This is a genomic window from Thermofilum pendens Hrk 5, from assembly GCF_000015225.1.
GTDB lineage: Archaea > Thermoproteota > Thermoprotei > Thermofilales > Thermofilaceae > Thermofilum > Thermofilum pendens.
Window position 1 is genome coordinate 598,185 of sequence record NC_008698.1, and the last position, 12,961, is coordinate 611,145.

13 protein-coding genes and 1 tRNA gene are annotated in these 12,961 nt (G+C 52.8%); 10 read left to right on the forward strand and 4 right to left on the reverse strand.

Going from position 1 to position 12,961, the window contains the following annotated elements; translation table 11 throughout:
* Positions 1-171 precede the first annotated feature (171 nt).
* The 3 genes from tuf to TPEN_RS03355 all read left to right on the forward strand — a co-directional run bounded on the left by tuf (position 172) and on the right by TPEN_RS03355 (position 2,164).
* Positions 172-1,473 carry a translation elongation factor EF-1 subunit alpha gene (gene tuf, locus TPEN_RS03345; protein ID WP_011752314.1) on the forward strand — a complete coding sequence of 434 codons (1,302 nt, stop codon included), beginning with the start codon at positions 172-174 and terminating at the stop codon, positions 1,471-1,473.
* Between the two features lie 71 nt (positions 1,474-1,544).
* The gene (gene rpsJ, locus TPEN_RS03350) at positions 1,545-1,853 is read left to right on the forward strand and encodes a 30S ribosomal protein S10 (RefSeq protein WP_052885384.1); all 309 of its coding nucleotides are present in this window, start codon (positions 1,545-1,547) and stop codon (positions 1,851-1,853) included.
* A 214-nt stretch (positions 1,854-2,067) separates the two neighbouring features.
* A tRNA-Arg gene (locus tag TPEN_RS03355) sits at positions 2,068-2,164 on the forward strand.
* A 13-nt stretch (positions 2,165-2,177) separates the two neighbouring features.
* Here TPEN_RS03355 and TPEN_RS03360 read toward each other — a convergent pair.
* On the reverse strand, positions 2,178-2,780 hold the full coding sequence (locus tag TPEN_RS03360; protein WP_011752316.1) for a ZPR1-type zinc finger protein: 603 nt from the start codon (positions 2,778-2,780) through the stop codon (positions 2,178-2,180).
* An 81-nt stretch (positions 2,781-2,861) separates the two neighbouring features.
* Between TPEN_RS03360 and TPEN_RS03365 the strand changes: the two genes are divergently transcribed.
* The 4 genes from TPEN_RS03365 (at position 2,862) to TPEN_RS03380 (ending at position 6,648) form a co-directional block, all read left to right on the forward strand.
* Positions 2,862-3,248: an Sjogren's syndrome/scleroderma autoantigen 1 family protein gene (locus tag TPEN_RS03365; protein WP_052885094.1), complete on the forward strand. Its 387-nt coding sequence runs from the start codon at positions 2,862-2,864 to the stop codon at positions 3,246-3,248.
* Positions 3,226-3,933 carry a nucleotidyltransferase domain-containing protein gene (locus TPEN_RS03370; protein WP_011752318.1) on the forward strand — a complete coding sequence of 236 codons (708 nt, stop codon included), beginning with the start codon at positions 3,226-3,228 and terminating at the stop codon, positions 3,931-3,933. Before TPEN_RS03365 ends, TPEN_RS03370 begins: the two co-directional genes overlap by 23 nt.
* A gap of 124 nt (positions 3,934-4,057) precedes the next feature.
* Complete coding sequence (locus TPEN_RS03375; RefSeq protein WP_011752319.1) at positions 4,058-5,950, forward strand: DEAD/DEAH box helicase; 1,893 nt, start codon at positions 4,058-4,060, stop codon at positions 5,948-5,950.
* A 74-nt stretch (positions 5,951-6,024) separates the two neighbouring features.
* On the forward strand, positions 6,025-6,648 hold the full coding sequence (locus TPEN_RS03380; protein ID WP_011752320.1) for a 30S ribosomal protein S3ae: 624 nt from the start codon (positions 6,025-6,027) through the stop codon (positions 6,646-6,648).
* On the opposite strand, the gene TPEN_RS03385 is transcribed toward TPEN_RS03380, so the two are convergent.
* Genes TPEN_RS03385 through TPEN_RS03395 form a run of 3 tightly spaced genes read right to left on the reverse strand, consistent with a single transcriptional unit; the run spans position 6,645 to position 8,290 of the window.
* Entirely contained in the window at positions 6,645-7,637 is a 993-nt protein-coding gene (locus tag TPEN_RS03385) for a DHH family phosphoesterase (RefSeq protein WP_011752321.1), read from the reverse strand. The two genes, TPEN_RS03380 and TPEN_RS03385, sit on opposite strands and share 4 nt — an antisense overlap.
* A 12-nt stretch (positions 7,638-7,649) precedes the next feature.
* The gene (locus TPEN_RS03390; protein WP_011752322.1) at positions 7,650-7,943 is read right to left on the reverse strand and encodes a hypothetical protein; all 294 of its coding nucleotides are present in this window, start codon (positions 7,941-7,943) and stop codon (positions 7,650-7,652) included.
* A 5-nt stretch (positions 7,944-7,948) separates the two neighbouring features.
* Complete coding sequence (locus TPEN_RS03395) at positions 7,949-8,290, reverse strand: prefoldin subunit (protein WP_011752323.1); 342 nt, start codon at positions 8,288-8,290, stop codon at positions 7,949-7,951.
* Between the two features lie 397 nt (positions 8,291-8,687).
* Between TPEN_RS03395 and TPEN_RS03400 the strand changes: the two genes are divergently transcribed.
* Genes TPEN_RS03400 through hisS form a run of 3 tightly spaced genes read left to right on the forward strand, consistent with a single transcriptional unit; the run spans position 8,688 to position 12,945 of the window.
* A complete protein-coding gene (locus tag TPEN_RS03400; RefSeq protein WP_052885096.1) occupies positions 8,688-10,562 on the forward strand; it encodes a carboxypeptidase-like regulatory domain-containing protein in 1,875 nt (624 codons plus the stop codon).
* A 17-nt stretch (positions 10,563-10,579) separates the two neighbouring features.
* Positions 10,580-11,590: a radical SAM protein gene (locus tag TPEN_RS03405; RefSeq protein ID WP_011752325.1), complete on the forward strand. Its 1,011-nt coding sequence runs from the start codon at positions 10,580-10,582 to the stop codon at positions 11,588-11,590.
* Positions 11,591-11,649: 59 nt separating this feature from the next.
* Positions 11,650-12,945, forward strand: a complete 1,296-nt coding sequence (gene hisS, locus TPEN_RS03410) for a histidine--tRNA ligase (RefSeq protein ID WP_011752326.1) — start codon at positions 11,650-11,652, stop codon at positions 12,943-12,945.
* Positions 12,946-12,961: the final 16 nt, after the last annotated feature.

Consider the following 12,961-nt stretch of genomic DNA (forward strand, 5'->3'; position numbering starts at 1 on the left):
TTTATCTAGCGCGCGTTGCGCGGCTCGCCGTAACTTACCTTGTCGTGAATTCCGCTATGGTAATGTATTGGTGCGCGGCTCCGCAGGCTCGCAGTGCCTAGTGCTACTATAGGTGAGTAAGGTTTATCTATACCGTTATTATCGTGATTTCTGCAAGCGAAGGTGTAAAGTATGTCTGAGAAAAAGCCACACTTAAACCTGGTAGTGATAGGACACATCGACCACGGAAAAAGCACCCTAATGGGAAGACTCCTCTACGAGATAGGCGCGGTAGACCCCAGGCTGATTCAGCAGTACGAGGAGGAAGCGAAAAAGATGGGTAGGGAGACGTGGAAGTACGCTTGGGTTCTAGACAAGCTCAAGGAGGAGAGAGAGAAGGGTATCACAATCGACCTCGGCTTCTACAAGTTCGAGACTAAGAAGTACTTCTTCACGCTGATTGACGCGCCGGGTCACAGGGACTTCGTTAAGAACATGATAACCGGAGCTAGCCAGGCTGACGTCGCATTGCTCGTCGTATCTGCTAAGGAGGGTGAATTCGAGGCTGGCATAAGCCCTGCTGGTCAGACCAGGGAGCACGTCTTCCTGGCGAAGACGATGGGCGTAGACCAGCTGGTCGTGGCTATAAACAAGATGGACACGGTTAACTACAGCAAGGAGAGGTACGAGGAAATTAAGAACCAGCTGATAAGGTTGCTCCGAATGGTCGGCTACAAGGTGGACGAGATACCGTTCATACCGACTTCGGCGTGGGAAGGCGTGAACGTGTCCAAGAGGACCCCCGAGAAGACTCCGTGGTACGACGGGCCATGCCTCTACGAGGCGTTCGACTTCTTCAAGGAGCCTCCGAGGCCCATAGACAAGCCGCTAAGGATACCCATACAGGACGTCTACAGCATTAAAGGAGTAGGCACAGTTCCCGTTGGGAGAGTCGAGACAGGCGTACTCAAAGTTGGAGACAAGATAATCATCAACCCGCCGAAAGCAGTGGGAGAAGTCAAATCCATAGAGACCCACCACACGCCGCTCCAGGAGGCTATACCAGGGGACAACATAGGTTTCAACGTGAAGGGCGTTGAAAAATCTCAGTTGCGGCGTGGCGACGTGGCAGGACATACAACGAACCCGCCGACTGTTGCGGAAGAATTCACAGGTAGGATCTTCGTCCTGTACCACCCGACGGCCATCGCGGCAGGCTACACACCGGTGCTGCACATACACACGGCGACCGTCCCGGTAACGTTTGAGGAGCTACTTCAGAAGCTTGACCCAAGGACGGGTAGCGTTGCAGAGGAGAAGCCGCAGTACATTAAGCAGGGTGACTCCGCCATCGTAAGGTTCAAACCGAGGAAGCCGGTCGTCGTGGAGAAGTACTCTGAGTTCCCACCACTAGGCAGGTTCGCCATTAGAGACTCTGGCCGCACCATTGCTGCCGGAGTAGTAATCGACGTGAAGAAAGCCGAAGGCTATTAACGGGTGCTAACGCTTTTCAATGGAAAAATAAATATACACCCCGGATTTTTGTGCGTTCTAGGTGGGTCGCCGTGCCAAGCAAGGTACGCATACGTCTGAGCAGCACGAACATCGAGGATCTAAACGCTGTTTGCGAAGAGATTCGGCAAATAGCCCAGAAGACAGGCGTGAAGATGAGGGGGCCCATACCGTTACCCGTTAAGAGAATGAGGGTTGTCACTAGGAGAGCTCCATCGGGGCAGGGTTACGAGACATTCGATAGGTTCGAGTTGAGGATTCATAAAAGGTTAATAGACTTGGACGCAGATGAGAGAGCGACTAGGCTTCTTCTACGAACACGTGTACCTCCCACTGTGCGCGTCGAAATCGAGGTTATCTGAAGCTAAGCCTTGTACGTCTTCTTCAAGGTTCCTCTGCATTCTCCACTAAGCTCCAAGCGCGGAATGGAAGATTTTCCGAAGACGTATCGTTTCTATAAACGGTCTCCAGTTGTACTCGGTAGCCGCAAACCCGGTAGCTGTATGAAGGAATGACAAGCCACTCGAGGAAAAGTATAAAAACATGGATTCAGAGACGACTTCTGGATTAGAATTAGGGCCCGTAGCGCAGTCAGGAAGCGCGGCGGCCACGCCTGCAGGGCGCCGCAGTCCTAAGCCGCAGGTCCCGGGTTCGATTCCCGGCGGGCCCGCCACACGGGCGGGGTTCTAGTCCGCGTTTTCTATAGCTACGCGGGAGTGAGGCCCGGCGATTACTGCGCTTACACCGTACACGTCGTCGAGAATCAGCGTGAAAGGGGTGAAGTCCCCCTCTGCTATACTGTCTAGGAGTTTGACCATGTCGTCTACCCGGGCTTCTTCGTCCAGGGTCTTCAAGCGTAGCAAGGCGTCCTTGAAGAGTTGTAGCACTCCTTCCACGTTCGTTACAAACATTTCTGCGTCAAGTCCCGGGCGTAGCTCTAGGCCTAGCTCGGGTATGAATATTCTAGCGGTAGGCGACCTAACTACCTTTATGTAGAGATCCTCCTTTTTTTCCACCCTTAAGTACACGCGGGTGTGTCTCTGGAAGGACAGAGGCACTATGTCTGTTCTCTTATAACCGCACTTCGCGCACTTCTTCGAGACAAGCAATGTCTTTCCCAGGCTGGGCAGCATGTACTCTACTTCTCTTACCTTCAGAGGTCCGCCGCACACAGGGCAAACGTCTTCAAACTCGCCGAGCAACCTCCCGTACTCTGTCACGTTCTCTCCGTCTCCTGCTACCTGCTCGACACCTTCAACGCCACCCTCCCCGGAACTCTGGGACGACATCCGGATCCGCCACGTGCCCCGCGCGGCGTACTTATTAAGACGAGCAAAGCTTTATTTCTCTTTGCAGGCTTTTTGACTCTCGTGGAGCGAGAGGATAAGGAGGTAGTCTCTAGAATGGCTAACTTGCTCAAGTCTGGTGCCACGATGCTGGAAACTCTCTGCCCTACGTGCAGGGTTCCGCTCTTCCGCTTAAAGTCAGGAGAAGTGGTATGCCCCAAGTGTGGGCAACGCTACGTGATCGTAGCGAGCGAAGAGGAAGAGCACAGAGTGAAGGTAGATCTCGTACTCCTTGGTCTTGAACAGGTTACGGTGCAGAAGATAAGTAGTCTTAGCGCCTCTCTTGCGTCCTCGGAGACCTTCGACGAGATAACCGAGGTTAGCAGAGCTATAATCACGCTCCTACAGGTGCTACAACTTTCTAGGCAGATTAGAGGTTCGGAGAAAGGTGTACAGGAGAAAGGCAAGTGATGAGGTTCACGTCGTATACAGCGAGGAGACATGGAGGGTCTTCAGGGAGTTACGGGAGAAGGCGCGCGTGGCATTGCGGTGCTTGGACGTGTTGCGGATACCTGTGTACGTCGTTGGCAGCGTCGCTCGGGGCGACGTCACGAGAAAGAGTGATGTTGACCTCTTTCTGGAACGATGTGTTGCCCCATCGTATGTTACCGGCTTGCTCGAGGAATGTGGATTCTTGGTCGAAAAATACGAAGTCATATGGGCTTCACCACAGACAGCAGTGAAGCTAGTGATCCACGTAGAGGATAACGTCAAGGTGACTTTACCTGTCACCGATCTTTCGCCAGCAGAGAAGGAGTTCCCCCGATTCGCGGGAAGCGTGACCTCGGAAGACGTGGACGCTGGGAGAAGGGTAGCCGGGGTGAACAAGTTCTTGAGGTTCATCGAGCCAACCGAGGATGGCCACGTAGAGTGGTCTATACTGGGGCGCGAGGAGGAAGTCGCGAGGAGGCTGGGCATTTCGCTGGGCACTGTTCTCGAGAGAGAAGCTATGAGGATGAAGAGGTGGGCGAGGGGGAAGAGTGGCTTCCTGGTACACGAGTGTCTTGACCCTAGGCTCTCCCCAGAAGATCTGTTGAGGCGACTAGCTACTCGGAACCAGCTGTTACGCAAGAAACTCGAAGGCGTAATGTTCTAGTTTCATGTATATAACGTGGGGGGCGAAAAATCAATGCGCTTTACGGCTAGGATAGAAAAATTAGCTTTTTATCTTCGATTGTATTTTCTCATGGTGTTGATGAAGGAGGTGATCTCTGAGTAAAATGATGACCGACTATGGGGGGCTGAACGACAGCTATCTCAGTATATCTTTTCGTAAGAGAAGAACCCTGACGGAGGCGGAGTTCAGAGAGTTCTTGGAGCTTGCGAGAAAGGTGGCGAACTACGACCCAGAAAGCAAGGAGTGGAGGATTTCTGTGGAGAAGGTTTCCTCGCTAGACAACGAGCTGGAAGAAGTACTCGAAAAGCTGAAGAAACTGTCAACCTTGAGTGACGCGGATCTTCAGAGGGTGGTCGCATATACCCGTGGGAGGAGCGCGGGTAGGGTTTGCTGGATAGGCTACGATCTAAGGGTGAAGGGTTTGCCTCCCACCGTCGTGGAGGCACTGCGGAATGACACGACTCTAGGCGGGCTCTTCCTAGTGGAGGGACAGACGCCGAGGTTGCGTTCCGTGCTTTTTCTCCACGAAGCATCACGCGCTTTGAAGGAGAAGTTCAACGTTTCTTTAAGCTTCGACGAGAAGATGACCAGCGTGGAGGTGCGTAGGGAGAATGGCGTGCTTGTCTGGCGTTTCCAGTACCTTGACAAGGTGCTAGCTGAGAAGCTTGTAGAGGCCTCGACGTTGAAATTCTTCGTAGAGAAGGCAGTGCTAAACGAGGAGGGTGAGTTCGAAGGCACGGAACTCGTTGAGAGAAGAATGAGGACTGCACACGTCGACTGGCAGAGGAAGGAAGTCTCGACACCGGTGGCTCTACTAGATAGCCTTAAAACCTTTCTCGAAGCGCACGGCTTTAGGGTTCTCGTCTCGATAGAGGAGAAGCCGCCCATAACTGTTCCCCTTGAACACAACTTTAAGCTCTTACCGCACCAGGTAGAAGCGTATAAACAATGGACGAGGAAACGTAGGGGCACCATTTCGATATTTACTAGAGGGGGGAAGTCGTTCATAGCACTCGAAGCTATCTACTCGCTGAGAAAGCCTACCATAGTCTTTGTCACTACTCAGGAACTCGTTGAAACTTGGATTAGCTACTTCGAGAAGTACCTTGGGCTACCGCGCTCATTTGTAGGTGTTCTTGGCGGGGGAGAGCAGAAAATAAGGGAGATCACGGTCGCAACCTACAGCAGTGCGGTTAAGTACATAGATCTCATTAAGTCAAGGTTTGAGCTAGCGATATTTGACGAGGCTCACCACGTACCGGCGGCTACGTTCAAGCAGGTAGCGCTTGGTGTCGATGCCCTGTACAGAATGGCCCTTTCCGCCACTCCCGAGCGGAGGGATAGGAACGAAGGGCTTCTTTTCACGCTGTGCGGAGGTTTGCTGTACCGGCTTACGTACGAAGATCTCGTGAGGCTTAAGGTCGTAGCTCCCATAGAGGTCCTGGATGCCGTCTTCGTGGAGGGACCAGAGGAAAAGAAGAAGAAGCTCCTGGAGATTCTGCGCCGACATGCCGACGGAAAAGTAATCGTGTACACGCAGTACCTCCAGACTGCGGAAGATGTCTATGACTTGCTGAGGAGGAACGGCTTTAACGCGGAGATAGTAACAGGGGATACACCGGCGCACAAAAGAGAGCTCGCCTTCAAGAACTTTGTCGAGGGCAGGTCTAACGTAATAGTCACGACTACCGTCCTCGATGAGGGAATAACTGTGCCGGACGCCGACGTCGCCGTGATCTACGAGGGGACAGGCGAAGGAAGACAGATGATACAGAGGATAGGGAGAGTTCTAGGCTATTACCCCGGGAAGACGGCCAAGGTGTACGAGATAGTCGACTTAACGAACCCCAGAGAGAAATCAGCCTATAGGCGCAGGTCGTGGGTTAGAGAGCTTTACAGGGTCAGGGGTCTAGAGGAAATTGTGAGGAGAGTTAAAGAAGGGGACGAGGAGGGGTATAAGCCCAGCTATCAGTTTCGCATAGATTACTTTGATTAGTTGATACATGTTACGTGTTACTCGTGCACAAAGATTTTTAAAACTCGCTTTTGAATGGATGGCTTGGTGTGTAGATGAGTGCAAGGGCAAAGACGAAGGACAAGTGGTCGATGAAGAAGTGGATAAAGGTACTCGCTCCTAAGGCCTTTGGCTTCGCAAACCTAGGGCTGATACCCGCTGATGAGCCGGAGAAAGCTCTTGGACGCACTGTAGAGGTCAGCTTCTACGACATAACTAAGGATGTCTCTCAGCTACACATCAAGCTAAAGTTCCAGATAGTCAAGGTGGACGATGGAATAGCACTGACACAGCTTAAACTGATGGAGATGACTAGGGACTATATAAGGAGCCTTGTCAGGAGGGGTACGAGCCGCGTGGACGCTATACTGGACGTGCAGACAAAGGACGGAGTGAAGATGCGTGTAATGGCTCTGGCAGTGACCGTTAGCAGGATTAAGACTTCGCAGAAGAAAGCCATAAGGAGGATAATGTTCGACATAATAAGCGAGAAAGCGGCTAGCCTGGACTTTGACACGTTCATCCAGCAAGCAGTCATAGGCACGATGGCCACCGAAATGCAGATGCAGGCGAAGAAGATATACCCCATCAAGAAAGTCGAGGTCTACAAGATAAAGGTGCTAACACCTACCACCGAGATTCCGCTAGCCCTCCCGGAGCAGGTATTGGCGAAGCACTAACGCGCACCGCTACGTTGCGTACAGAGGTACCTGAAGAGCCTTTCGATTACCTCGTTGACTATCGCTCTGGACATTCGTCCATGGGCTTTCCTATCGGTTGTCTTTACTCCGGCGGCCCCCGCGTGACCGCCCCCCTCAGCGCCCAGGGCGGAGGCCACGGATTGCGCTATTTCTCCTGCGTCTATACCGGCTTTCTGCAGCTCATCGGACACGCGTATACTTAGCCTGGACTCCTTTTTTCCTCCCACGACAACGGCTAAATCGGCGCCGGCGCTTACAAGTAGCCGTGCTACGTTCGCCTCGTTAGCACTTACCTCGGTAAACGCTACTATGTACCCGCAAACCTCGAATACGGAGGCCCTGAGTAAACCCTTCAGCTTCGCCAGCTTTTCGGAGCGAGGCTCCTCCTCTACTAGAAGGCTGTGCGCCAGCCTGTAGTCTCCACCGCTGTCTAAAAGCCATGAAAGAACCCTGAACGTGTTGCTAGAAGCGAAGAGAAGTTTCTTCGTGTCGTAGAGAATGCCAGCTATGCCTAGAGTTGCCAGTGTAGCGCACACGTTTACACCTTCGTCCATAAGGATCCTCGCGGCTATCACGGCGCTCGCGGGCTCTCTCTCTACTACTGCCAGCTTTGCGAGGGGTACAAGCTTCCCCTCGGGGAAGTGGTGGTCTACCACCACTAGGGTCACGCTAGGATCGGAGAATTTTTCGGCGAGCTCGCGTAGCTGGGAGGGATTAGAGAAGTCGCAGAGAATGAATGTCCGCGTATCCTCGGGGCATTCCCTCTGCCAGCTCATCCCCAGCCTGCCCAGAATAGTCTTTGAAACACTACTAATACCCCCGGGAAAACACAGATGGGCCTCTAGCCCTACCTCTTCGACGAGCCTAGCCATGAGGTAGGCGCATGCCAAGCCGTCGGGATCCGTGTTCACGTGAGAAGTAACGACTACAGCGCCTCGGAGTGTGCTGAGAAACTCGCGAAGCTTCATAGATGCTCAGCCTCACAGGCCCTGAAGCCCGGCTTTCCTTAACTCTTCCTCCGCTTTTTTCAGGTATTTAGACACAACGCGGTTCAAGGTATCCTCAAGCGTTTTCTTATCGTACAGCTTTGAGGAAACCTCTACGTCTAGCCTAAAGTCGTACGGCCAGTCCTCGTCTACCTCTACCTTGATTGTTAACTGGAGCTCAGGATCCTCGCTTAAAGCTTCCTGAAGTTCCCTGTACATCTCCTCTAGTACAAGCATGGAAACTCTCTCCAACTCCTCAAGGTCTTCTCGCTTACTGCGCCCTCTCAAGCCATCTACCCTGCTCCACTACTGGTTGGCAAAGCGGACCTCAGTTGCTTTTCCAGGCTCGCAAGGCGCTCTCGCAGGAGCTTTTCCCGCTTAGTAAACTCTTCCAGCCTGAGCTGAAGAAGCTCCTTCTCAGAGTTCAGTTCTTTCATAACCTCCTCTCTCGGCGTCTGTATGAGTATATTACCCATGGATCGGTAAACGAAGCCTCCCTGGGACTGTTCAAGAGCTTTCAGCGTGCGCTCGATCTCGAGGAGCCTTCCCCTGTACTGCTGTATGCTTAGGGTAACGGCTCTTAGCTCTTCCAGGGTTTGCTGATACTTAGCTATCGTCTGCTGGTCAACGCTCATACATGCTCGTAGTTTTTCTGCTTATGCGCTATAAAAACACTGCTCTCCTTCGATCTCTTCTGGTGAGAGATCCTTTCACCGCGAGTAGAGGCCTCATTCACGTGTGCCTCTGTGCAATCGGCTTACATTTATATCGTTCTAAAGTTTAGAAATCCCGGTGCCGTCGCAGAAAGCCTTGGCAGTATATGCAATGCTAATAGTGTATGTCTTGGTTAGCTTGTATGCTAACTGTGTGTTAGCGTTGCAAGTACAGGGCACGCCGGTGGCGAGCTTTGCCAATGCTTCTGGAGTGAACGTGACAGTTATCATTGTGGGGTATAACGGTGAGGATCTTTCTCAACACCTAGTTGATGCGTGGAAACTTAACATTGGGAATCTAACCAAAACATGTCCAAGTGTGAGGTGCACGATAAACCTAACCAGTTATGGGGTATACAACGTCACAATAGAGTACCTAAAAGTCCTAGTGTTCAAGAGCCCAGTCAACATTAGTAACTCTACCACTATAAAACTTAGAGTGAACATAACAAAGGTCGAAGTAAAACTCTATACCAACGACACGATGCCTCTCCAACTGGACAACTTTTCGGGCTACTTCGACGTAAATGGATTTCAGGTACCGTTTGATAAGAACACACCGGTTTATCTGCCCTTTGGAACCTTTAGGTACTTTGTCTCCTTCTCAAACATTAACAGGACAGGCTCCTTCACGGTTGATGGTAGGAGTACGCGGCTAGATATAGTGCTACCCATCATTAGCAGTGCTGAGATAGTATTTAGGACTCTTGACAATGAAAGCCCGGAAGGATTTAACGCCTCGCTAACACTGCGCTACGGGGAGAGAATCGTTCTTAAAGAAGGACCTCCTCTCAGAGATAAGTACTCGCTTTCCTACCCGCTTGCAGGTCTATACCACTTGAGGGTGGACTATAGGGGACAAACTGTGTACGAGGGCGACTTCACTATCGACAAGAATAATCGAAGGGTGGAGTTGAAGATTGGAGTTTTTAGGCGCGTAGAGATTCGGGTGCTCACGGCCGACAATAGGCCGCTGTACTCTGACGACATTTCCTTCGAGGTCGTATCCCCGCTTAACGATAGGATGAAGGTCACTCCGAACCAGGACGGCTACTTTAGCTTGGAGTTTTGCCCCTACAACTGGAGGTATACCTTACGGGTGAAAAGCAATACTCTGGGGGAAGTTTTCACGTACGATTTCTATGTGAAGTCCCCCTCTGTGGAGGTGCAGACAGAGCTCGTATCAACTTATCTTAGGGTCTCTCCGGGAGGATCTGCTAAACTGCCCGGAAACCTCTCCGTGACACTCTACTACATTTCTAGCTCGCCTATAGTCGTAAAGGTGGTATCGCTTTCACGCGTCGTCGACCAGGTAAACGAGCCAGTGGGCTTCCTGCCGATCAGGGGTAGGTACAGGGTGGTTGTCGAGTACGCGGGTTACAGGTGGACAACGGATTTCGACAGCGTGGCTCACGGAATTCTAGTGGTTACTGTGCCATTATTCGATGTTAGAATCTCGGCTGTCGACCTCGATGGCAACCCGCTCTACGGATGCATTGTTGCTTTACGCGTAGGGCAACCCTCACGGCTAGTTTTCCGAGACCAGTTGCGCAATGGGCAGGCATTCTTCAGCTTTGTTCCAAGCGACTACGGGTCCCTCTCCGTTAACTGCTCCGGTCTCGAAGTACTATCTGCGAGCATTCTTCCCAAAGAAATTGAAGCCGGTAGCATCAACGTCACGGCACGCGTTAAGACATTCCTGGTCACGGTGAAGGGGTGGTTTAACCGCGCGCTAACAGGGGCGAACGTCACCCTCGAGGTGAAATACAAGGGAACGGTTCTAACCTTCTCTACGACCACGGACTCCACTGGGACAGCGGTTCTTAGAAACGTGCCTCTACCCCTTGGAAGCAACGTTACCCTCACGGTGAGCTACGGAGGCTTCAGCGAGGTGAGAAACGTCTATGAGGGATCACCTCGCCAGGAGGTATTCCTCGACGTCTTCCTGGATACCCCCTTCCTAAAGGCGGGTCTCTACCAAACGGTGCTTCTTCTAGCGACTATAGTCTTCGTAGCCGCAGCATCCTTCGTTGTAGCGCGTAGAGTTGCACGCATAGCTACGTTCAGGTCGATGTTCGAGGAAGGGGGCTACTTCGAAGAAGAAAAGGAGGGCTTCTTGGAGAGGTTAAAGAAACTCTTCGGGAAGAAGGAGGAGAAAGAGGAGGAAGAGGAGAGCCTGGATATATTTGTGTAGCGCACGGGCGGAGGAGGATGGCGAGGTACTTCTTGAAAGTCGAGGAGGGGCTCCCTCTCGTGGGCCACCTGGCATTCGGCATAGTGGATAGGGGCACAAACCTCCTTCAGATCAGACCGACGTCCTTCTGCCCGCTTTCATGCGTGTTTTGTAGTGTGGACGCTGGTCCCAGGTCTACCAGGCGCCTCACAGAGTTTCTGGTAGATCACGAGTACCTTGTAAGCTGGTTTGTCGACGTCGCAAAGGCAAAGGGACTCGACAAGGCGCACGCGTACATCGACGCCGTGGGCGACCCGCTGACCTACGGAAGGATAATCGAGCTCGTAAGGCTACTCAGCTCTACGGGCGTTGCCGAGAGTATCACAATAGAGACTCACGGAGCCTTGCTGACACGAGAGCTCGTCGATAAGCTTGCAGACGCGGGGCTTACGCGTATAAACCTCTCTGTCGACGCGCTGGACCCTTCCCTGGCGCGCACGCTTGCCGGGACTCCCTGGTTCGACGTTAATAGAGTGATAAGCGTGGCTGAGTACATTGCCTCGAGCACGGATATCGACCTGCTAATAGCGCCCGTGTGGGTTCCAGGCGTTAACGACTCGGAGATACCGAGGATTATCGAGTGGGCCCTGCGGATAGGTGCGGGTAAACGGGTCCCCCCGCTCGGCATACAGAAGTACGAGGAGCACAAGTACGGTCGCAAGCCGCCGGGGGTAAAGCCGATGAAGTGGCACGAATTCTACTCGAAGCTGGAGGTCTGGGAGAAGGAGTACGGTGTAAGGCTCAGGATAAGGCCTGAGGATTTCGGTATAAGGAAGGCCCGCGCCTTGCCCCTAGCGTTCAGGAAGGGCGAGAAAGCCACGGTGAGCGTGGTCTACTGGGGGTGGCTTAAGGGGCAGTGGCTCGGAGTGGCGCGAAACAGGGTCATCACCATAGTAGGAGTACCCGGGGCGCCCCCGATAGGTAGAAAGGTTAAGGTAAGAATGTTGCGAACCCGTTCTAACATCTACGTGGCTAGGCTAGAAGCGTAGGCGCGTACATGAAGGCTTAAATAAAGAATGGAGTCTTACACCCTGCGGAGGGGTTATAAGTGTCGAAGAACCTCGTACTTCAACCTCCCCGGGGAACGAGGGACTGGTTGCCAGAAGAAGCTTACGCGAAGCGGATAGTGTCCGAGAAAATAAGGGAGGTCTTCGAGAGCTATGGATATGGAGAGGTGATAACCCCTGCCTTCGAGTACCTGGACTTGTTGAAGGCTAAAGCCGGGGAGGAAGTCGTCGAGCAGATATACGCCTTCAAGGACAAGGCAGGCAGAGAGCTGGGACTAAGGTTCGAGATGACCACGCCTATCGCCAGGATAGTGGCCTCGCGGCTTGACCTGGCTAAGCCGCTACGTTTCTACTACGTGCAACCCGTATGGAGGTACGAGGAACCCCAGAGGGGAAGGTGGCGCGAGTTCTGGCAAGCTGGTATCGAGCTCTTTGGGATCTCTGAGCCGGAAGGCGACGCCGAGGTTGTCGCCGTAACGTTCGACGCTCTAAAGGCTGTAGGGCTCAAGGACTTCGACATACGGGTTAACGATAGAAGGGTTGTCGAGGATCTCGTGCTGGGAGCAGGGATCCCCGGGGATCTCTTGCCGAGCGCCTTAAGAGTGCTTGACAAGATGGACAAGTTCGGGGAGGAGTACGTGGTATCCGAGCTGGCGAAGCTCGGGCTAAGGGAGGATGCCGCTACGTCTCTTCTCGAGAAGCTGAAGAGCGGTAGCCTCGACATTGATACCTCGACGCAGCCCGGTAGGGAGGGGTTGAGGAGGCTAGCCCTCGTGGTGGATACGCTCAAGAACTGTTACGGAATAAACGTTACAGTTGACTACGCAATCGTAAGGGGACTCGGGTACTACACGGGTTTTGTGTTCGAGGTAAAAGCAGGCTCTTCGGAGGGGCTGGGGAGCATAGCCGGGGGCGGGAGATACGACGATCTCGTGAGCGTAGTGGGAGGCCCAAAGATTCCAGCCTCCGGTATGGCTATAGGCGTAGAGAGGCTACTCGAAGCCTTATCAATGCAGGGAGCATTAAAGCTCGACTACAGGGAGGTGGACGTCTGCGTCATACCTGTCAAGAAAACCCCGGAAATACTCTCGGAGGCCGTAGCGGTTGCGAGAGAGCTACGCGTAGCCGGTATGAAGGTTGTCTTGGAGGTCTCTGAGAGGAGCCTATCCAAGCTTCTAGAAGCAGCCTCCAAGAGAGGAGCACGCTTCGCGATAATACTGGGAGAGAGGGAACTAAAGGAGGGCGTAGTTACTGTGCGTGACTTATACTTGTGGAAGGAGGAGAAAGTTGCGCGTCCGCACTTGTACGAGTATATAAGAGCAGGCTCCTCGACTTAGCACGAAAAGTATTTTT